19 protein-coding genes are annotated in these 19567 nt (G+C 65.9%); 12 read left to right on the forward strand and 7 right to left on the reverse strand.

Annotation, left to right across the window (positions count from 1 at the left end):
- Nucleotides 1-38: 38 nt before the first annotated feature.
- Together XH85_RS35255 and XH85_RS35260 are read left to right on the forward strand one after the other, a co-directional pair.
- Nucleotides 39-365, forward strand: a complete 327-nt coding sequence (locus XH85_RS35255; RefSeq protein WP_091894190.1) for a hypothetical protein — start codon at nt 39-41, stop codon at nt 363-365.
- A 130-nt stretch (nt 366-495) separates the two neighbouring features.
- Entirely contained in the window at nt 496-1182 is a 687-nt protein-coding gene (locus XH85_RS35260) for a glutathione S-transferase family protein (protein WP_128935571.1), read from the forward strand.
- Nucleotides 1183-1237: 55 nt separating this feature from the next.
- Here the strand turns inward: XH85_RS35260 and XH85_RS35265 are convergent, their stop codons facing one another.
- From XH85_RS35265 to XH85_RS35275, 3 genes are all read right to left on the reverse strand, one after another.
- Entirely contained in the window at nt 1238-3247 is a 2010-nt protein-coding gene (locus tag XH85_RS35265; RefSeq protein ID WP_164939193.1) for a HAMP domain-containing methyl-accepting chemotaxis protein, read from the reverse strand.
- A 216-nt stretch (nt 3248-3463) separates the two neighbouring features.
- Entirely contained in the window at nt 3464-3631 is a 168-nt protein-coding gene (locus tag XH85_RS47505; protein ID WP_128935573.1) for a YjiS-like domain-containing protein, read from the reverse strand.
- 53 nt (nt 3632-3684) lie between these two features.
- Nucleotides 3685-4128: a nuclear transport factor 2 family protein gene (locus XH85_RS35275; protein ID WP_128935574.1), complete on the reverse strand. Its 444-nt coding sequence runs from the start codon at nt 4126-4128 to the stop codon at nt 3685-3687.
- A gap of 92 nt (nt 4129-4220) precedes the next feature.
- On the opposite strand from XH85_RS35275, the gene XH85_RS35280 reads away from it, so the two are divergent.
- Nucleotides 4221-5144, forward strand: coding sequence for a LysR family transcriptional regulator (locus tag XH85_RS35280; protein WP_128935575.1), 924 nt, complete (start codon nt 4221-4223; stop codon nt 5142-5144).
- A 109-nt stretch (nt 5145-5253) separates the two neighbouring features.
- Here the strand turns inward: XH85_RS35280 and XH85_RS35285 are convergent, their stop codons facing one another.
- Nucleotides 5254-5874, reverse strand: a complete 621-nt coding sequence (locus XH85_RS35285) for a glutathione S-transferase family protein (protein ID WP_128935576.1) — start codon at nt 5872-5874, stop codon at nt 5254-5256.
- A gap of 128 nt (nt 5875-6002) precedes the next feature.
- Between XH85_RS35285 and XH85_RS35290 the strand changes: the two genes are divergently transcribed.
- Nucleotides 6003-7283 carry a flavin-dependent oxidoreductase gene (locus XH85_RS35290; protein ID WP_128935577.1) on the forward strand — a complete coding sequence of 427 codons (1281 nt, stop codon included), beginning with the start codon at nt 6003-6005 and terminating at the stop codon, nt 7281-7283.
- 194 nt (nt 7284-7477) lie between these two features.
- On the opposite strand, the gene XH85_RS35295 is transcribed toward XH85_RS35290, so the two are convergent.
- Entirely contained in the window at nt 7478-7897 is a 420-nt protein-coding gene (locus tag XH85_RS35295) for a PaaI family thioesterase (protein WP_128935578.1), read from the reverse strand.
- Nucleotides 7898-7967: 70 nt separating this feature from the next.
- Nucleotides 7968-9068, reverse strand: a complete 1101-nt coding sequence (mutY, locus tag XH85_RS35300) for an A/G-specific adenine glycosylase (protein WP_164939917.1) — start codon at nt 9066-9068, stop codon at nt 7968-7970.
- 161 nt (nt 9069-9229) lie between these two features.
- On the opposite strand from mutY, the gene XH85_RS35305 reads away from it, so the two are divergent.
- The 8 genes from XH85_RS35305 (at nt 9230) to XH85_RS35340 (ending at nt 18992) form a co-directional block, all read left to right on the forward strand.
- Nucleotides 9230-9721, forward strand: coding sequence for a DUF721 domain-containing protein (locus XH85_RS35305; protein ID WP_128935580.1), 492 nt, complete (start codon nt 9230-9232; stop codon nt 9719-9721).
- Nucleotides 9722-9859: 138 nt separating this feature from the next.
- Nucleotides 9860-10531: a DsbA family protein gene (locus XH85_RS35310; RefSeq protein WP_091894218.1), complete on the forward strand. Its 672-nt coding sequence runs from the start codon at nt 9860-9862 to the stop codon at nt 10529-10531.
- Nucleotides 10532-10747: 216 nt separating this feature from the next.
- On the forward strand, nt 10748-14212 hold the full coding sequence (gene smc, locus XH85_RS35315) for a chromosome segregation protein SMC (RefSeq protein WP_128935581.1): 3465 nt from the start codon (nt 10748-10750) through the stop codon (nt 14210-14212).
- A gap of 151 nt (nt 14213-14363) precedes the next feature.
- Nucleotides 14364-15344, forward strand: coding sequence for a small ribosomal subunit Rsm22 family protein (locus XH85_RS35320; RefSeq protein ID WP_128935582.1), 981 nt, complete (start codon nt 14364-14366; stop codon nt 15342-15344).
- A gap of 138 nt (nt 15345-15482) precedes the next feature.
- Nucleotides 15483-16043, forward strand: coding sequence for a LemA family protein (locus tag XH85_RS35325; protein WP_091894224.1), 561 nt, complete (start codon nt 15483-15485; stop codon nt 16041-16043).
- Between the two features lie 33 nt (nt 16044-16076).
- Complete coding sequence (locus XH85_RS35330) at nt 16077-17315, forward strand: M48 family metallopeptidase (RefSeq protein ID WP_128935583.1); 1239 nt, start codon at nt 16077-16079, stop codon at nt 17313-17315.
- Nucleotides 17316-17511: 196 nt separating this feature from the next.
- Entirely contained in the window at nt 17512-18264 is a 753-nt protein-coding gene (locus XH85_RS35335) for a P-loop NTPase family protein (RefSeq protein WP_128935584.1), read from the forward strand.
- 59 nt (nt 18265-18323) lie between these two features.
- The gene (locus XH85_RS35340) at nt 18324-18992 is read left to right on the forward strand and encodes a hypothetical protein (protein ID WP_128935585.1); all 669 of its coding nucleotides are present in this window, start codon (nt 18324-18326) and stop codon (nt 18990-18992) included.
- Nucleotides 18993-19019: 27 nt separating this feature from the next.
- Here XH85_RS35340 and XH85_RS35345 read toward each other — a convergent pair whose 3' ends face one another.
- Nucleotides 19020-19559: an adenine phosphoribosyltransferase gene (locus XH85_RS35345; RefSeq protein ID WP_128935586.1), complete on the reverse strand. Its 540-nt coding sequence runs from the start codon at nt 19557-19559 to the stop codon at nt 19020-19022.
- Nucleotides 19560-19567 lie beyond the last annotated feature (8 nt).

Raw genomic sequence — 19567 nt, forward strand, 5'->3', positions numbered from 1 at the left:
AGATTCGCCCGATCAGTCTCGTCCCGACCGGTCCTCCCATGCGACGACAGTCCGAGACATTGCTGCTGGTGCCGCTGCTGCCGATCTTCCTGCTCGGCATGTTTCCGATGTTCCTGATTGCGCTCTTGGGATTTTTCGGCCTCGCCTTGTTCGGCGTGCTCGTGGTCTGTGTCGGGCTCGCCAGCAGCAACGAGGCCCACGACAATTTCAATCACGACGTCATCGTGCACGGTTACGCGCGCGGAACGGAGCGCAAGGCGCGGGCGTCCGATATGCATCTCGCCACGCGACTCGGCCTGCGCCTGGAAGCGGTCGGCGCGGCGATGATCATTACGGCGGCGATCGGCCTCTGTTACGCCGCCTGATCTGCGCTGCGCGCAGATACCGCCCGGCAAACTCGCCGGTTGCGCTTCCGAAAGGTTCGGGCAAGACATGCGGCCTCGCTGCAATGATGCTGCGCTCGCTCTCGGCAACACCCCCCTGGGGAGATGATCGATGCTCAAATTCTATTTCAACGGATCGCCGAACCCGACCAAGGTCGCGCTTTATCTCGAAGAGTCCGGCCTGCCCTTCGAGCCGGTCGCGGTCGACACCCGCAAGGGCGAGCAATTCACGCCGGAGTTCCTCAAGATCAATCCGAACGGCAAGGTGCCGGCGATCGATGACAATGGCACCATCGTGTTCGACTCGAACGCCATCCTGCTCTATCTCGCCGAGAAGACCGGAAAATTCCTGCCCGCCGCCAGCGTGCGCGGCGAGACGCTGTCGTGGCTGATGTTCATCGCGACCGGCGTCGGGCCCTATTCGGGTCAGGCCGTGCACTTCAAGCATTTTGCGCCGAAGGACCAGAACCACGACTACGCCCACAACCGCTACCAGTACGAGACCGACCGCCACTACAGGGTTCTCGACGGTCACCTCAAAGGCCGCCGCTACATGGTCGGCGATGACTATTCGATCGTCGACATGGCGCTGTGGGGCTGGGCGCGGATGGTGCCGTTCAAGCTCGGCGACGACGCCTTCGCCCGATACCCGAACGTGAAGCGGCTGGTGGACGAGATCTCGGCGCGGCCCGCGGCGGCGCGCGCCATCGCCTTGAAGGACAAGTTCACCTTCAAGGCCGAGATGGACGAGGAGGCGAGAGCCAACATGTTCAAGCACATGAAAACGAAAGCGGCCTGATCGCGCGCCGTTCTTCGAGGCCACGCGCATGCGCGTGGCCTCTTGCTTTTAAAGCTCAGGCGGCGTGAACCGTCTCCAGGAACCTGGCGACTTCGACCTTCAAGCGGTTGCTGTCCGCCGACAGCGAGCGCGCCGCCGAGAGCACCTGCGATGAGGCCGAGCCGGTCTCGGAGGCCCCACGCTGCACGTCGCCGATATTGGTCGAGACGCGCTGGGTCCCGTGAGCGGCCTGCTGCACGTTGCGCGAGATTTCCTGCGTGGCGGCGCCCTGCTCTTCCACGGCGGCGGCGACCGCTGAGGAAATCTCCGACAGCCGCTCGATGGTGCCGCTGATCTCCCTGATGGCGCCGACCGATTGCTCGGTGGCGGCCTGGATGTTGGCGATCTGCTGGCCGATCTCGCCGGTCGCCCTCGCCGTCTGCTCCGCGAGCGCCTTGACCTCGGAGGCGACCACGGCAAAGCCGCGGCCGGCTTCGCCCGCGCGCGCGGCCTCGATGGTGGCGTTGAGCGCGAGGAGATTGGTCTGGCCGGCGATGGTGCTGATCAGCTCGACCACGTCGCCGATCCGGGCGGCCGCCTTGGAGAGCTCGCCGACGCGGTCATTGGTCCTGCTCGCCTGCCCGACGGCCTCGCCCGCGATGCGGGCGGATTCCTGCACCTGGCGGGCGATCTCGCTCACCGAGGAGGACAGCTCCTCGGTGGCGGAGGCGACCGCCTGCACGTTGGCGGTGGCTTCCTGCGATGCGGATGCCACTTCGGTCGACAGATCCTGGGCGCGCGAGGCGGTCGTGGTCAGCGTGCCGGCGGAGGCTTCCAGCTCGTTCGACGCCGCCGACACGGTGTTGACGATCTCGCCGACAGCCTGCTCGAACTGGTCGGCGAGCCTGACCATGTCTTTCTTGCGGCTCTCGGCCTGCCGCGCCTCGAGCTCGGCCTGCTCGGCGCGCATGCGCTCGGTGTCGATCATGTTGTCCTTGAACACCTGGATCGCCTTGGCCATGTCGCCGGTCTCGTCGGCCTTGCCGCGCCCGGGAATCTCGATGTCGAGATCACCGCCGGCCAGCCGCCCCATCGCACGCGTCATCGAGGTCAGGGGACCGACGATGCTGCGGGCAATCAGGAAGGCGACGATGCCGCCGAACAGGATGGCGAGACCGCCGGCGATCTCCTGAACAGTCGTCGTGCCGGCGATCACGGCTGCGGCATGGTTGCGCGATTCCTGATAGTCCTTCTTCAGCGTCGTTTCCGCGGCCTTGAGCCTGCCGATGCTCTCGACGATGAGCGGCGCGAGATTCTTGTGATAGATCTCGTCGGCCTGAAGCATCGCGGCCGATGTCGTCTCGAACGCGGATTTATAGATTCCGAGCGAGGTCTTCACCGGCGCGATCGTGGCGCGCAAATCCGCGGCCTGCGGGCTTTTCTCGATCGCCGCGAGCCGTTGCGCAGCCCTGTCCACACTCGCCCTGAAATTCGCCGGTCCCTGCGCGTCGCGCAGGGCCAGGAAACGCCAGTTTGCGACCCGGACAAGGAGGATCCTGGATTCGAGGTCGGCGACCAGGGCCGCGGTGTCTTCATCGACGGCGGCGCGCGCCGCATCGACCAGCTTGCCCATCTTGACGGCCAGCTCCTCCCCGCTCGGCAGCAGCGTCGCCTTGCCCGTTCTCGCCTCGTTGACGGCATCCCCGAGATTGTCACGCAGGCGTCGCATCTTGGCGATGTCGCCGATGAGGCCGTTGTAGAGCGCTCGCCGCTCCTCCGAGAGCGTGCCCTTCGCCCCGACCTGCAACAGCTCGGTCGCCGCGGTCTCCCGCTCTTGCGCCTCTTTCATTGCGGGTTCGTTGGCGTCGTAGACGTAACGCAGATTGGCGCGCTGGATCGCCTGAAGATGGGTCGATATCTCCAGCACCCGCGCCGTGCTGTCCGAGAGCGCGGATTGTCTTGCGACCTGATCCTGCACCGCCCGCAAATTCCAGACGGCGACCACCGCCATCACCAGACCGACCGCCACGAGGGCCATGAAGCCTGCGTACAGGCGTCCCCTGATCCGCAAACGAAACTTCGGCATTCCCACTGTCCACCCAGATGCATTTCACTTCGAGCGGCCGAACGATTCCGGCGATCGTCACCGGCCACCCCGGCAGCCGCGTGTCGCGTCTTTGCGACTCACGCTGCACCGCGACACAATGGGGGACACTCGTTAATTGAACCTTCCAATTGTTCGCGCAGAGCTGCGGCAGCGCCGACAAAACCTGCTGATTTTGTCGGCAGTTGCTCCCGCTCCCTACTTCCGCCGGACAGGCTTCTTCAGCTCGTACGCAATCTCCGCCCGGGTCAACCCACAGTCCTGAAGCTCCCGTTCGGTCATGGCGGCGAGCTGACACCGTGCCCGAGACCGCTCGCGCCTGATACGAACCATCTCGACCAGCGCCTGCCAGGCCCGCACGATCATCACCGGCTCTGACGGACGAGATCGGCCGGCGGACGGGATGCAGCTCAATCCACTCAGCTCGCAGCCCTCACGCCCGCTTGCGGAAAAGGACCGAGCGCCCTCTCGGTCAGGACCGAGTCGCAATATTCCCGGATCTCCTTGATCTTGCCGTCCTCCAGGCGAAACACGAGACAATAGTCGTTGTCGTAACGGACGCCTTCGGGCGTGACGTTGTCGCCCTTGGCTTCCACCACGACGATGTCGCCATCGGCAATGAAGCGGTGGGCGACCGTGCGCGTGCGGTCACGCAGGCGGGTGCGGACATATCCGTGCAGATCGTTGAGGATCGCCTCCTTGCCCGAAAAGGTGCGCGACCAGGAATATTGCCCGGTCACGACCCATTTGGCGTCGTCGGCAAGGCTCGCGGTGAATAGCGCGCGGTCACGCGCGGCGGGGTCAGGGTTGGCGGCGGCGGCAAAGATATCCTGCATCAGTTTCTTGTTGGCGCTCGCGCTCATGGCGGCATCTCCGTTTTGGTGGCAACACGGAGAACATCGCCGCTCAACGGGAATTCTTCAAATCGATAGCGAATATGATATCTATTCACCTCATGAATTTGAATACGCTTGACCTCAATTTGCTGACCGCCCTCGACGCATTGCTGCGCGAGGCCAATGTCAGCCGCGCCGCACTTCGGATCGGCCTGTCGCAACCGGCGGCGAGCCATGCGCTCCAGCGCCTGCGTGACATCTTTGGCGATCCGCTTTTGGTGCGCACCGGCGCGCGGATGGAGCTGACGCCCCGGGCCGAGGCGCTCCGCGCACCGCTCGCCCACGCGCTCGACCAGGTGCGCGGGTTGTTCGTGCCTGAGGATTTCGACGCGGCGCGCAGCGAACGGCAATTTCGCCTGATGATGCCGGACTTGGCGGTCGAGCTGTTGATGCCGCCGTTGATGGAGAAGGTGACGCGCCTTGCGCCCAACGTCCGCATCGAGATCGTGCCGTGGCGCGGATCTGCGATCTTCCACGCCGAGTTCGCCCGCACCATTGACCTCGTGATCTCGATCGGCAACGCCTTCAAGGGCTTTCACCGCCAGCTGCTTTACACCGACAGCGACGCGCTGGCGGTGCGGCGCGGCCATCCGATGGCTGCAAAGCTCACGCGGCGCGAAACGTTCCTGGCCGCACGCCATGTCGGCGTCATCATCCGCGGCAGCGCTGAGGACCTGATCGACACCTGGCTGCGCAGCAAGGGCATCGAGCGGCACATCTCATTGGTGGTGGCAGGCTATCTCGAAGCGCTGCACGTCGCCGCCCGCACCGATCTCGTCGCCTTCGTGCCACGCCGGCTGATCGCGGCGCTGTCGAAGCAGCTCGGCCTCGTCACGGTGACGCCGCCGCTCGACCCTGGGATCGACGAGCAGTTCATGTTCCATCCGACGCGCGCGCAGATGGACCCCGGCTCGATCTGGCTGCGGCGGCTGATGCTGGCGACGGGACGGGAGTTGGAGCAAGCCAAGCGCAAGCTCTCGTAGGGTGGGCAAAGCGGAGCGTGCCCACCGCTCTTACAATCGTGGGAAGATGGTGGGCACGACACTTCGCGCCTTTGCCCACCCTACAAGAGCCTGAGTGTGTGGCCGCGCGCTACGCCTTCTGCGCGTCCATCACCTTGCGCACCGCGGGCCGATCCGACATGCGCTTGAAATGATCGGCGATCTTCGGCGTCGCGTTGATGTCGACGCTGTCGCCTTCGAGCCAGGTCGAGAGCGTGTAGAGATAGGGATCGCAGATCGTGAACTGCTCACCCATCACCCAAGGCCCTCTGAACATCTTCTGCTCGATCAGGGCGAAGCAGGCCGCCATGGTCTTCGGGACCATCGCCTTCATGTCGGCGAACGAGCTCTCCTGCGTCGCCCAGCGCGCGCCGCGCATCTTGTGGGCATGGTTGATGTGCACGGTCGAACAGAGATAGGAGTTGAACGACTGCACCTGGGCGAAATCGAAGGGATCGTCGAGCGGCGCGAGCTTCGCCTTGGGAAAGGTCTGCGCGATATAAGCCAGCATCGCCGGCGTCTCGGTCAGGATCCCGCGATCGGTCACCAGGGCCGGCACGCGGCCCTTCGGGTTGATCGCGAGATAGTCCGGACTGTTCTGCTGGTTGTCCTTGAAGCTCAGCCGCTCGGCCGTGTAGTCGGCGCCAACCTCCTCCAGGGTGATGTAGGTGGCGAGCGCGCAGGTGCCGGTGGCGTAATAGAGCTTGAGCATGTCGGACCTCCTAGGAAAGCTGGAAATTAGCGGCTGTCGGCCGTCAGGTCCATAGCACGAGCCCCTCTTCGCAGTTGCCCACCGCCGCCCGCCTATGCCAAGACGCCCGCAGTCGGAGGGGTTTTGTCATGACGGTACTCATCGCCGGTGGCGGCATCGGCGGGCTGACGCTTGCGCTCAGCCTGCACGGAATCGGCGTTCCGGTAAAAGTGTTCGAGAGCGTCGCGGAATTGAAGCCGCTCGGCGTCGGCATCAACGTGCTGCCGCATGCGGTGCGCGAGCTGATCGAGCTCGGCTTGATGGACAAGCTGGATGCCAGCGGCGTGCGCACCCGCGAGCTCGCCTATTTCTCCAAGCACGGCAAGCCGATCTGGAGCGAGCCGCGCGGGCTGGAGGCCGGCTACAAATGGCCGCAATTCTCGATCCATCGCGGCACGCTCCAGCAACTCCTGCTCGACACCACGGTCGAGCGGCTCGGCCGCGAGAACATTCTCACCAGCCATCATCTGACCGGCTGGACCGAAACGGCGGATGGCGTGCGCGCCGACTTCATCGACAAGGCGACCGGCAAACCCGCCGGGACCTACGACGGCGCGATCCTGATCGCCGCCGACGGCATCCATTCCGCCGCGCGCGAAAAGCTGTACCCGGGCGAAGGCGCGCCGATCTGGAACGGCCGCATCCTCTGGCGCGGCGTCACGCCTGCGAAGGCCTTCCTCAGCGGCCGCACCATGATCATGGCTGGTCACGAAATCCTGAAATTCGTCTGCTACCCGATCTCGAAAGAGCCGGATGCGGCGGGCAATCACCTCATCAATTGGGTGGCCGAGCGCCACATGCCGCCGACCTATCGATGGCGCCGCGAGGACTATAACCGCACCGCGCGGCTGGAGGAGTTTCTGCCCTGGTTCGAGAGCTGGACGTTCGACTGGCTCGACGTGCCCGGCCTGATCAAGAACTGCCCGCACGCCTATGAATATCCGCTGGTCGACCGCGATCCGGTGTCGCAATGGACGTTTGGCCGCGTCACGCTGATGGGCGATGCCGCACATCCGATGTACCCGATCGGATCGAACGGCGCCTCGCAGGCGATCCTCGATGCACGCGTCATCACGCGCGAAATCCTGGCGCATGGACCGACGGAAGCCGCGCTGCTCGCCTATGAGGCCGAGCGGCGGCCCGCGACCACCGACCTCGTCCTGCTCAACCGCAAGAACGGTCCCGAGCAGGTGATGCAGCTGGTCGAGGAGCGCGCGCCCGACGGCTTTGAGGTCGTCACCGACGTGCTGTCGCAGCAGGAGCTGGAAGACATCGCCGCCAATTACAAGCGCGTCGCGGGATTCCAGGTCGAGGCGCTGAATGCCAAGCCGGCGATCGTGAACGCAGGCGCGACGCGCGCGGGGGCGTGAGTTTTTGCTGATCGTCGAGCCGCGGGCTCCTCTTCACCTCGCCCCGCTTGCGGGGAGAGGTCGGATTGCATCGAAGATGCAATCCGGGTGAGGGGGTACAGGTCTCTCGACAATCTCCCGTGTGGAGAGAAGCCCCTCACCCCAACCCTCTCCCCGTAAGAACGGGGCGAGGGAGTGAGAGAGCGGTGCACACCTCACTTCACCACCCTCGCCGCCTCCAGCAGCCGCTCGCTCGCGCTCGCCGTCGCCAGCACGGTGCCGTCCTCCGCCGTCAGCTTGCCCTCGACGAACGCAATGGTCTTGCCGAGCTGCGTCACCCTGGCCTCACCGATGATCGGGCCGGGCTTTGCCGGGCTGAGGAAATTCACGGTCATGCTGATGGTGGTGGTGTAGAGCCGGCCCTCGCTCATCACCAGCACGGCGGGACCCATGGTGTCGTCGAGCATGGCCGAAAGCATGCCGCCCTGGATGAAGCCTGCTGGATTGCAGAACTCCGGCTTGCCCTCGAAGCCGAGCTTGATCCAGCCCTCCTGCGGGCGGGCATCGAGCAGGCGCCAGCCCAATAGCTCGGCGCAGGGCGGCTTTCGAAAGTTGTCCAGCGCAGTCTTGACCATACTCACCTCCGTTGCCGTCGAAGGGGATAACGCAGGCCTGCTGCCAGCATGATGTCAGTAGGGTTGGACGCTAGAGATCCAATCCATGCGCGATGACCTTGCGCATGACGTTGGGCAGCGCTTCGCCGGCAAGCGTGGCGATCGGCACCCAGCGCATGCCCTCGGGCGCGCGGGTGCGGACCTCCGCCTTCGCCGTGTAGACGATCAGCTCCAACGGAAAATGCGTGAAGACGTGGGTGACGACGCCCACCTTGCGCTGCCAGCGCGTCAGCCCCTTCAGCTCCGGCGCCTGCTGCTTCGCCGCCGCGTCGTCCTGACCGGCGAGCCAATCTGAGCCCGGCACCTCCGTCATGCCGCCGAGCAGACCCTTTTCGGGTCTTGAGCGGACGAGCAGCTCGTCGCCGCGCGTGACGACGAAGGCAGCACCGCGGCGGAGCGTTCCGCTCTTCTTCGGCGCCTTGCGCGGAAATGTTTCCTGCGTGCCCTGCGCACGCGCGATGCAATCCTCGTTGAGCGGACACAGCGAGCAGGCAGGCTTCTTCGGCGTGCAGATCGAGGCGCCGAGGTCCATCAGCGCCTGCGCGCTGTCGCCGGCCCGGGAGGCGGCCAGCAGCGTCGCGGCCAGCTGCTGGATCAGCGGCTTGGCCTGCGGCAGCTCCTCCTCGACCGCGAACAGGCGCGAGACCACCCGCTCGATATTTCCGTCGACCGGCATGGTGCGGCGGTCGAACGCGATCGCCGCAATCGCGGCCGCCGTGTAAGGCCCGATGCCCGGCAGCGCGCGCAGGCCTTCCTCTGTGTCGGGAAAGACGCCGCCATGCTCGCGCGTCACCGCGACCGCGCAGGCATGGAGGTTGCGCGCCCGCGAGTAGTAACCGAGCCCGGCCCACATTCGCAGCACGTCGTCGAGCGAGGCCCGCCCCAGCGCCGTGACGTCAGGCCAGCGCGCGACGAATTTTTCGAAGTAAGGGCCGACCGCCTTCACCGTCGTCTGCTGGAGCATGATCTCCGACAGCCAGACGCGGTAAGGGTCCGGTGCCTCTCCGGGCGCCGCGCGCCAGGGCAGTCGGCGGCGGTGGCGGTCGTACCAGGCGAGTAGGAGTTTCGGGCGCGATGAGGCTTTCGACTGAACTGGTTCCGACTTGGCCATGAGGGCAGATCTGGGGCTCATGGCTACACTGTAGCGGCAACGCGCCGGTCTCTCCACGTCATGCCCGCGCCTGTCGCGGGCATCCACGTCTTTCTTCGCGGCAAGACGTGGATGGCCGTGACAAAGCCCGGCCATGACGGCAGCAGTTCCTGAGGCATCGCGCACGGTGCTATAAGGGCCCGATGTCCAAATTCCCTCCCAAGCCCGGTCCCATCAGCGCCAAGCCGCTGTCGCTCCTGCTCAACGACGTCTTTGCCGAGGCCTATGCCAAGCAGGGCTTTGCGGCGCGCGAGCTGGTGACGCGGTGGGCGGAGATTGCAGGGCCGGAGATCGCGGCCCATGCCGAGCCCTTGAAGATGCAATGGCCGCGGCCGGTGGAGGGCCAGCCGCAGGAGCCGGCGACGCTGGTGCTGCGGGTCGAAGGGCCGATGGCGCTGGAGATCCAGCATTCGGCCGATGTGATCCTGGAACGGGTCAATCGCTTCTTCGGCTGGAGCGCGGTCGGCAAGCTGGCCTTCCGCCAGGCCCCCCTGTCGCGCCCCCGGCGGCGGGTGCGGCCCGGCCCGCCGGATCCCAAAGCGGTGGCCAAGGTGGCGGAGAGCCTGGGCGACATCGAAGATGAACAGCTCAAGACGGCGCTCGCGCGGCTCGGGGCCGCCATCAAGCGAAATTGAGCCTCATTCCCTAGCTAATCTGGACCCCGACTTGCCGCTCGCCATTGCCTCAAACGACGTTTCAAGCTAGCGACAGGCCGCCCGAGCGGGAACTCGATAGACCCCTGGGGCGACACCTTGCCAATCCGGGAGCCGACCTTGATCATCACCCGCCGCGCCTTCACCACGATGCTGTCGCTGACCGGGCTTGCCGCGCTCGCCGGGCTCTCGCCGCTGCGGTTCATCTCCGAGGCCATGATCCCCGAAGCAATGGCGCAATCCGCCGCGGATGTGGCCAAGCCGGTGTCTTTGCCCGACATGGCGCTCGGCCCGAAGGATGCCGCCGTCACCATCACCGAATACGCCTCGATGACCTGCCCGCACTGCGCGGCCTTCAACGAGCAGGTGTTCCCCAAGATCAAGAAGGAATACATCGACACCGGCAAGGTGCGTTACATCTTCCGCGAGTTCCCGCTCGACATCAAAGCCGCCGCCGGCTCGATGCTGTCGCGCTGCATCGCCAAGGACGACGCGCCGAAATATTTCGCGGTCACCGACATGCTGTTCCGCCAGCAGAGCGACTGGGTGATGAAGAACACCACCGAGACCCTGACGCGGATCGGTAAGCAGGCCGGCCTCACCCAGCAGCAGGTCGAGGCCTGCCTGAAGGACCAGTCGCTGCTCGACAAGATCGCCGCGGACCAGAAATACGCCAGCGACGTTCTGAAGGTTGACTCGACGCCGACCTTCTTCATCAACGGCGAGAAGATCAAGGGCGAGGCCTCGTTCGAGGAGTTCGCCAAGAAGATCAATCCGCTGCTGAAGAGCTGATTCGCAACGCCACAATCCTGATTCGCGCATCTAAAGCCGTATCATTCCCGGCATAAATCCCTTGGGAAAAGCGGCTCTCGCCGGTTGCCCTCGCGGCGCACCGCGGCCATTGTCCGCCGCACGAGCCGCCTCGCGCGACTCGCCCAGACAGCGACAACGCCTTCCATGGTATTGTCCCGGCAGGGGATTCGCGCCTGCCAACAGAGATGCGTGCTTATGAAAATCACCCGCCTGCGCCTTCACGGTTTCAAGTCCTTCGTTGAGCCCACGGACTTCGTTATCGAGCCCGGCCTGACCGGCGTGGTCGGACCCAATGGCTGCGGCAAGTCGAATCTCGTCGAGGCGCTGCGCTGGGCGATGGGTGAGACCTCGTACAAGTCGCTGCGCGCCGCCGACATGGACGCGGTGATCTTTGCCGGCTCCGGCAACCGTCCCGCGCGCAACCATGCCGAAGTGACGATGACGATCGACAATGCCGATCGCACCGCGCCCGCGGCGATGAACGACAGCCAGCTTCTCGAAATCTCCCGCCGTATCGAGCGCGAGGCCGGCTCGGTCTATCGCATCAACGGCCGCGACGTGCGCGCCCGCGACGTGCAGATCCTGTTCGCCGACGCAGCCACCGGTGCGCGCTCGCCGGCGCTCGTCCACCAGGGCAAGATCGGCGAAATCATCCAGGCCAAGCCCGAGCAGCGCCGCCGTGTGCTGGAAGACGCCGCCGGCGTCGCCGGCCTGCACGCCCGCCGTCACGAGGCCGAGCTGCGGCTGAAGGCGGCCGAAACCAACCTCACCCGCGTCGAGGACGTGATCGGCCAGCTCTCCGGCCAGATGGAAGGCCTGAAGAAGCAGGCCCGCCAGGCCGTGCGCTACCGCGAGGTCGCGGCCAAGGTGCGCAAGGCCGAAGCAACCCTGTTCCATCTGCGCTGGATCGGCGCCCATGCCGACGTCAACGAGTCCGGGCAGACCCATGATCTCGCGGTCCGCGAGATGGCCGAGCGCACCCAGCACCAGGCCGAAGCCGCCCGCATCCAGGCCATCCGCGCCGCCGAGATGCCGGCGCTGCGCGATGCCGAAGCGCGCGCCGCGGCCGGGCTCCAGCGCCTCACCAATGCCCGCGAGCAGCTCGACCGCGAGGAAGAGCGCGCGAAGGAGCGCGTCGCCGAGCTCGAGCGCCGCCTCGCCCAGTTCGAGGGCGACATCTCGCGCGCCCAGCAGCAGACCATGGACGCCGACGTCGCGCTCCAGCGGCTCGACACTGAGGACGCCGAGCTGAAGGAAGAGATCAAGTCGCGCGTCGAGAAGCGCTCCGGCGTCGACGAGCGCGTCGCGGAAGCCGAGGCGGTGCTGACCGAAACCGAGCAGCGCTTCGCCGAGCTCACCACCGCGCTCGCCGACCTCACCGCCAAGCGCAACCAGCTTGAAGCCAATGTCCGCACTCATCGCGACAAGCTCGCCCGGCTCGACCAGGAGATCGCGAGTGTCGCGGCGGAAGAGCAGAAGCTTGCGCAGGAGACCGGCGGCTTCGGCGATCTCGACGAGCTGACCGCCCTGGTCGAGACCGCGGAGCAGACGCTGGCAGCTTCCGAAGCCGCGGCGCAGGCGAGCGAAGCCGCCCATGTCGCCGCGCGCCAGACGCTGGAATCCTCGCGCTCGCCGCTGGTCGAAGCCGACAAGCGCGTGCAGCGGCTCGAGACCGAGGCGCGCACGATCTCGAAGATCGTCAACGGCGAGACCAAGAATCTGTGGCCGCCGATCATCGACGGCATCACCGTCGACAAGGGATTTGAGAAGGCGATCGGCGCCGCGCTTGGCGACGATCTCGACGCGCCGGTCGATCCGTCGGCGCCGATGCGCTGGACCAATGCCGGCGTCACCGACGGCGATCCGGAGCTGCCCGAGGGCGTCGTTCCGCTCGCCAACCATGTGCAGGCGCCGGCCGAGCTGGCGCGCCGTCTGGCGCAGATCGGCGTGGTGCCGCGCGAGCGCGGCGCCGAGCTGGTCTCGCAGCTCAAGACCGGCCAGCGGCTGGTCTCGCCCGAGGGCGACGTCTGGCGCTGGGACGGCTTTGTCGCCGCGGCCCACGCCCCGACCGGTGCCGCGCGGCGGCTTGCCGAACGCGCCCGCCTCGTCGACATCGAGAACGAGCTGGAGCAGGCCCGCATCGACGCGCAGATCAAGCGCCAGGCGCTGGAGAACGCCGAGTCCGAACTGCAGATGGCCGCCAGCACCGAAGGTGCCAGCCGCGAAGCCTGGCGGGCCGCGCAGCGCGAGCTCAACGTTGCCCGCGAGCGCCACGCTGGTGCCGAGCGCGAGATCAGCCGCCACGCCGCACGCAAGGCGACGCTGTCGGAAGCGCACAGCCGTCTCGCCGCCGACCGTGCCGAGGCCGAGGCGGCCTACGAATATGCCGAAGCAGGCATCAGCGAACTACCGTCGAGCGAGGACACCGAGACCCGTCTCGCCGCCGTCCGCAGCGACATCGAGGCCCATCGCCGCATCGCCGCTCAGGTCCGCGCCGAGGCGCAGGCGCTGGCCCGCGAGGCGGAGCTCGCCGACCGCCGCGTGCAGGCGATCCTGGCCGAGCGCACCGAGTGGCAGAACCGCAAGGAGAGCGCGGCCTCCCACATCGACACCATCCAGGCCCGCATCGCCGAACTGACGATCGAGCGCAGCGAGCTCGAAAACGCGCCGGCCGTGTTCGCGGAGAAGCGCAGCGCGCTGATCACCGAGATCGAATACGCCGAGAACGATCGCCGCATGGCCGCCGACGCGCTCGCCACCGCGGAAACCGCAATGGCCGAAACCGACCGCGTCGCGAAGCTGACGTTAGAGGCGCTCTCCAGCGCCCGCGAGGCCACCGCCCGCGCCGAGGAGCGCATGGAAAGCGCGCGGCGCCGGCTCGAGGACATCGAGCGCGAGATCCGCGACATGCTCGAAGTCGAGCCGCAGGCCGTCGCCGGCCTCGCCGAGATCGAGCCCGGCGCCGAGCTGCCGCCGCTGCACGACATCGAGGAAGACCTCGAAAAGATGCGCCGCGACCGCGAGCGCCTGGGCGCAGTCAACCTGCGCGCTGAGGAAGAGCTGCGCGAGGTCGAGACCCAGCACACCGGCCTCGTCACCGAGCGCGACGATTTGGTGGAGGCCATCAAGCGGCTGCGCCAAGGCATCCAGAGCCTCAACAAGGAAGCGCGCGAGCGGCTCCTGACCTCGTTCGAGATCGTCAACAACCACTTCAAGCGCCTGTTCGTCGAGCTGTTCGGCGGCGGCGAGGCCGCGCTGCATCTGATCGAGAGCGACGACCCGCTGGAAGCCGGTCTCGAAATCATCGCCAAGCCGCCGGGCAAGAAGCCGCAAACGCTGTCCCTGCTCTCCGGCGGCGAGCAGGCGCTGACCGCGATGGCGCTGATCTTTGCGGTATTCCTCACCAACCCCTCGCCGATCTGCGTGCTGGACGAAGTTGACGCACCGCTCGACGACCACAACGTCGAACGGTACTGCAACCTGCTGCACGAGATGACCGGCTCGACCGACACCCGTTTCATCATCATCACGCACAATCCGATCACGATGGCGCGGATGAACCGGCTATTCGGCGTCACCATGGCCGAGCGCGGCGTCTCGCAGCTGGTGTCGGTGAGCCTCGCAGAGGCCGTGGACATTCTCGACCAGAACGTGGCGTGACGCTGCAGTCGGTCCGCCCCCATTGACGTCATCATCCGCCTTGTGCGCAAATTGCGCACTGGAGCGGATGATCCAATACGCCGCGGCTTCTTGGTTGACGGCTACCGTCTCGGAGTACTGGATGCCCCGCCTGCGCGGGGCATGACCGCGGATGATGATCTCACCCAACCTCCCCGCCGAACTCAAAGCCGCCCTCGAGGCCAAGCTCCGGGGCTTTTCGCGCAGCGACGCCGCACAACGATCGCAGAAAATATCGACCACCTATCGCGCTGGCGGCGGCTCCGGCACGATCAAGTCGGAGGCCGATGCCCTCGCCTATGCGCTGGCGCGCATGCCGGCGACCTATGCGGCCGTCGCCGCAAGCCTGAATGCGCTGACCGAGATCGCGCCGGACTTCGCTCCGGAAACACTGCTCGACGTTGGCGCCGGCCCGGGCACCGCCAGCTGGGCCGCTGCCGAGGCGTTTCCGTCGCTGCAAGATTTCACCCTACTCGACGCCAACAGCACGCTCAGCCGGCTGGCGCTCGAATTGGCGCGCGACAGCTCGCGGTTGTCGGACTGCCGTTATCTGCCCGGTGACGCGGGCGGTAACCTCGCCGAGGTCTCGCAAGCCGATCTCGTTGTTGCCAGCTACATCATCGGCGAGCTCAGCGAGGCAGATCAGCGCAAGCTCGCGGAGGCCATGTGGGCCAAGGCGCGGCACGCGCTGGTGGTGATCGAGCCCGGTACGCCAGCCGGCTACGCCCGTATCCTCGCGCTGCGCCAGCAGCTGATCGTGGCGGGCGCCTATGTCGCCGCGCCCTGCCCGCACGAAAAGCCCTGCCCGCTCATCGCGCCCGACTGGTGCCATTTCAGCCAACGCCTGCCGCGCTCGCAGGCGCACCGGCAGATCAAGGGCGCCGAAGTGCCATTCGAGGACGAGCGCTTCATCTACGTCGCCCTGACCCGCACGCCGCCTAGAAGCCGCGCCGCCCGCGTGCTGGCACCACCGGATGTCAACAAGGCCGAGATCAATGCAAAGCTTTGCACCGAGGACGGTGTCGCTATCACCAAGGTCCCGCGACGCGACAAGCCCGCCTATGCGGACGCCCGGCGCTGGCGCTGGGGCGATGCGATCATGTCCGAAAGTTAACCTCGTCCGGCACTTTGGCCTTGAACTTGGGTGGTTCCTGATCCGACCAAGCCTTACCTCCCCTCTGCGCCGGGCTCTCGCTTCGCGCCAATTTGGTCTACCCTAGCGCCCGCCTTCTTCCCCCTTCAGGAGTTCTCCATGTCGACCGGCTGGATCGTTCTCGGCGTCATCGTCGTCCTCGTGCTGTTCGCCTTCAGCGCCTACAACCGCCTGGTGGCGCTGAGCCAGCGCGTCGGCCAGGCCTTTGCCGACATCGACGTCCAGCTCAAGCAGCGCCACGACCTGATTCCGAACCTGGTCGAGACGGTGAAGGGCTACGCCTCGCACGAGCGCGGCACGCTCGACGACGTCATCAAGGCGCGCAACTCGGCGATGTCGGCGCAGGGACCGGCGCAGGTATCCGCGGCCGAGAACCAGCTCTCCGGCGCGCTCGGCCGGCTGATCGCGCTGTCGGAGGCCTATCCCGACCTCAAGGCCAACGCCAATTTTCAGCAGCTGGCATCCGAGCTCTCCGACCTTGAGAACAAGATCGCGGCGAGCCGCCGCTTCTTCAACAATGCAGTCCAGGAATACAACACCGGCATCCAGCAGATGCCCGCTGCGCTGTTCGCCGGCATGTTCGGCTTCACCAGGAAGGAGTTCTTCGATCTCGGCACCAGCCGCACCGAGGTCGAGGCGGCGCCGCAGGTGAAGTTCTGATTTGAGCCGATAGGCCGGCAGGGCACCCGCGTCATGGCCGCGTATGGTCTCTACACGCACATCGCCTCGAACAAGTTTCGTTCGATGCTGCTGCTCGCCGGCCTGTTCATGCTGGTCTACGTGCTGGTCTATGCCGGCGCGCTGGTCGCCGAAGTCGTCATCAACGGCAATGGCACGGTGGCCTACTATCTGAGCCGCGCCTTCGCCGACCTGCTCAAAGCCGCGCCCTTCGCGACCATTGCGGCGATCGCCTGGATCGCGATCGCCTATTTCTTCCACCAGTCGATGATCGACGCCGTGACCGGCGGCCACGACGTCACCCGGCAGGAGGAGCCGCGGCTCTACAACCTGCTCGAAAACCTCTGCATCTCGCGCGGCATCACCATGCCGAAGCTGAAGATCATGGAGAGCCCGGCGCTGAACGCGTTCGCGACCGGCCTCAATCCGCGGCAATATTCCATCACCGTCACCACCGGTCTCCTCGATGCGCTGAACGACAAGGAGATCGAGGCGGTGCTGGGCCACGAGCTGACCCACATCAAGAACGGCGACGTGCAGCTCATGGTGGTCGCCGTCATCATCGCCGGCGTGGTCGGCTTCTTCGGTGAATTGTTCTTCCGCCTGTTCACGAGCTTTGACTGGAGCCCCAGCTCCGGCGGCTCGTGGTCCTCAGGCTCCTCCTCTTCGTCGCGGTCGTCCTCGTCGTCGAGCGACAGCAAGAGCTCCGGCGGCGGCGCAATCATCGTCATCATCATCGCGGTCGTGCTGATCGTGCTGGCTTGGCTGCTGTCGCAGGTGGTCAAGCTCGCGCTGTCGCGGTCGCGCGAATATCTCGCCGACGCCGGCTCGGTCGAGCTGACGAAAGACCCCGACGCCATGATCTCGGCGCTGCGCAAGATCGAGGGCCGCGGCGAGCTGCCGGGCGCGACCTCGGCGGTGATGGAGCTCTGCGTCGACAACCCGCGCGAGGGCTTTGCCGATCTGTTCGCGACCCACCCCTCGGTGCAGTCCCGGGTCGACGCGCTGGTCAAGTTTGCCGGCGGCCGCGACCCCGGCCCCCTGCCGACGCTCACGGAGGAGACGGAGGAGCTGGGGGCGCAAGCCGACCGGCAGCAGGACGCCCCGCCGCCGTTGCGCCATGGCCCGTGGGATGACGCCGACGGATCGGCCAGCCCACCGCCCGTGCCCGCCCCCAGTCGCTCCGGAACCGCCCCCAGCAACCCGGCAGGCAATCCTATGGGTAACTCTATGGATCCTTGGGGCCGCCATTGAGCACCTGATTCCCGCCACACGCGGCGAGTTTCACCGCGATTGGGAAAAACCTCGGGAATTGCCGTAACTGGGGGCCTGCGGAATTGAATTCTCCCTTGTTTCTGCCATGTTCGCGCCCAACAGCAGACTTGGGACATCGATTTGGGGCCCGGCCGATTGCGACCTAGCGATCGGGGGCGCGCGTTAGGGGACAGCAATGGCAAAGCCGGCAGTGGTTGTGGTGGGCGCGGACAAGGGCGGGGTCGGCAAGACCACGGTGTCGCGTACCTTGCTCGATTATTTTTCCGCCAACAACGTGCCGACGCGTGCGTTCGACACGGAGTCGCCGCGCGGAACCCTGAAGCGCTTCCACCCCGACATCACCGAGATCGTCGACATGACGACCACGGCCGACCAGATGAAGATCTTCGACACGCTCAACGCGGTGAGCCCGTCGGTGACCGTCATCGACGTCCGCGCCGGCCTGCTCTCGCCGGCGCTGGCGTCGCTGCGCGACATCGGCTTCCTCGACGCCGCCAAGGCCGGCCAGATCACCTTCGCGGTGTTCCACATCCTCGGCCCCTCGATCGCCTCGCTGGAGGAGATCGCCGAGACCGCGGGCTTCATGAACGGCGCAAAATATTTCCTGGTGAAGAACTTCATCAACGACACCCAGTTCTTCCAGTGGGACCAGTCGACCTACAATTCCTACTTCCACCGCATCAAGGACGCGACCGAGCTGACCATCCCCAAGCTCAATGAAATGGCCTATGAGCAGGTCGAGGTCTCCTCCGTCCCATTCCTGAAATTCGTCGCCAACAAGGGCATGAACGACGACGCCGCGAACTATTCGTTCGTGCTGCGCGGCTATGTCCGGCATTGGCTCGCGAATGTCTGGAGCGAGTTCGACCGGATCCGGCTGACCGACATCGTCGGTTCGAAACCCGTCACTCGCAACAGCGAAAAATAGTTGCGCAAGCAGGGCTGATACGGCTGGATTGGGCGACAAGTTCGCTCAGATAATGCGTAATGCCCGCGACACCCGTCTACATCATCTGCTCGCCCCGCCCGCAGGTCGGCAAGACCCTGCTGGCGCGGCTATTGAGCGAATTCCTGCTGCTCAAGAATGGTGACGTCGCGGCCTTCGACGTCAACCTGAAGGAGCCGTCGCTGCTGGATTACTTGCCGAAGATCACCGAGACCGCCGACGTGATCGACACCTACGGCAAGATGCAGCTGATGGACCGCGTCATCGTCGATGATGGCCTTGCCAAGGTGATCGACCTCGGCTTCCACGCCTTCGACGAGTTCTTCAAGATGACCGACGAGATCGGCCTCTTGAAGGAGGCGGCCCGCCGTCACGTCGCGCCTCAGATCCTGTTCGTCGCCGACACCGACCGCGTTTCGGCCCGCGCGCACGAGATGCTGCGCGCGCAGATCCCGCGCATGAACCTGATCACGGTCGACAACGAATATGTCGTGCGCGGCGAGCTGCCACCGGCGATGGCGACCGGCCGGCTGTTCCGCCTGCCCGCGCTGCCGGGTTTCCTGAAGACCTATATCGACCGGCTGAACTTCTCCTTCACCGGCTATCTGCGCCAGGAGAAGGATTCCTCGACCGAGCTGCACCAGTGGACCCGGCGAAACTACATCGCCTTCCGGGAGCTCGAGCTGAACCTGATTCTGCAGCGATCGTAGCCTGGAATTACCCGGGCTCTATATTGGTCAATGCCCCTCGAACGTCATCAGCGTGCGCACGGGCACGTCCATGGCGCGCAGCTTGGCGGCGCCGCCGAGTTCGGGCAGGTCGATGATGAAGCAGGCCGCGACGACGTTGGCGCCGATCTGGCGCAACAGCTTCACCGCGCCCTCCGCGGTGCCGCCGGTGGCAATGAGATCGTCGACCAGGATCACGCGCTCGCCGGGCAGGATGGCGTCGACATGCATCTCCATCTCGTCGATGCCGTATTCGAGGGAGTAAGCGATGCGCACGGTGGTGTGCGGCAGTTTGCCTTTCTTGCGGATCGGCACGAAGCCGGCCGAGAGCTGATGCGCCACTGCGCCGCCGAGGATGAAGCCGCGCGCCTCCATGCCGGCGACCTTGTCGATCTTGTTGCCGGCCCAGGGATTGACGAGCTCGTCGACCGCGCGGCGGAAGGCGCGCGCATCCGCAAGCAAGGTCGTGATGTCGCGGAACATGATCCCTGGCTTGGGATAGTCGGGAATGGTGCGGACGCTCGCCTTCAGATCGTGGTCAAAGGTCATTGGTGCCT

Source organism: Bradyrhizobium zhanjiangense (assembly GCF_004114935.1).
Taxonomy (GTDB): Bacteria; Pseudomonadota; Alphaproteobacteria; order Rhizobiales; family Xanthobacteraceae; genus Bradyrhizobium; species Bradyrhizobium zhanjiangense.

Coding starts and splice junctions, on each gene's coding strand:
- XH85_RS35265 (WP_164939193.1), bottom strand. CDS start 3,247: ATGCCGAAGTTTCGTTTGCGGATCAGGGGACGCCTGTACGCAGGCTTC.
- XH85_RS35285 (WP_128935576.1), bottom strand. CDS start 5,874: ATGCTCAAGCTCTATTACGCCACCGGCACCTGCGCGCTCGCCACCTAC.
- XH85_RS35340 (WP_128935585.1), top strand. CDS start 18,324: ATGCCCGCGACACCCGTCTACATCATCTGCTCGCCCCGCCCGCAGGTC.
- mutY (WP_164939917.1), bottom strand. CDS start 9,068: ATGAGCCCCAGATCTGCCCTCATGGCCAAGTCGGAACCAGTTCAGTCG.
- smc (WP_128935581.1), top strand. CDS start 10,748: ATGAAAATCACCCGCCTGCGCCTTCACGGTTTCAAGTCCTTCGTTGAG.
- XH85_RS47505 (WP_128935573.1), bottom strand. CDS start 3,631: ATGATCGTGCGGGCCTGGCAGGCGCTGGTCGAGATGGTTCGTATCAGG.
- XH85_RS35335 (WP_128935584.1), top strand. CDS start 17,512: ATGGCAAAGCCGGCAGTGGTTGTGGTGGGCGCGGACAAGGGCGGGGTC.
- XH85_RS35260 (WP_128935571.1), top strand. CDS start 496: ATGCTCAAATTCTATTTCAACGGATCGCCGAACCCGACCAAGGTCGCG.
- XH85_RS35305 (WP_128935580.1), top strand. CDS start 9,230: ATGTCCAAATTCCCTCCCAAGCCCGGTCCCATCAGCGCCAAGCCGCTG.
- XH85_RS35275 (WP_128935574.1), bottom strand. CDS start 4,128: ATGAGCGCGAGCGCCAACAAGAAACTGATGCAGGATATCTTTGCCGCC.
- XH85_RS35280 (WP_128935575.1), top strand. CDS start 4,221: ATGAATTTGAATACGCTTGACCTCAATTTGCTGACCGCCCTCGACGCA.
- XH85_RS35330 (WP_128935583.1), top strand. CDS start 16,077: ATGGCCGCGTATGGTCTCTACACGCACATCGCCTCGAACAAGTTTCGT.
- XH85_RS35255 (WP_091894190.1), top strand. CDS start 39: ATGCGACGACAGTCCGAGACATTGCTGCTGGTGCCGCTGCTGCCGATC.
- XH85_RS35345 (WP_128935586.1), bottom strand. CDS start 19,559: ATGACCTTTGACCACGATCTGAAGGCGAGCGTCCGCACCATTCCCGAC.
- XH85_RS35295 (WP_128935578.1), bottom strand. CDS start 7,897: ATGGTCAAGACTGCGCTGGACAACTTTCGAAAGCCGCCCTGCGCCGAG.
- XH85_RS35290 (WP_128935577.1), top strand. CDS start 6,003: ATGACGGTACTCATCGCCGGTGGCGGCATCGGCGGGCTGACGCTTGCG.
- XH85_RS35325 (WP_091894224.1), top strand. CDS start 15,483: ATGTCGACCGGCTGGATCGTTCTCGGCGTCATCGTCGTCCTCGTGCTG.
- XH85_RS35320 (WP_128935582.1), top strand. CDS start 14,364: ATGATGATCTCACCCAACCTCCCCGCCGAACTCAAAGCCGCCCTCGAG.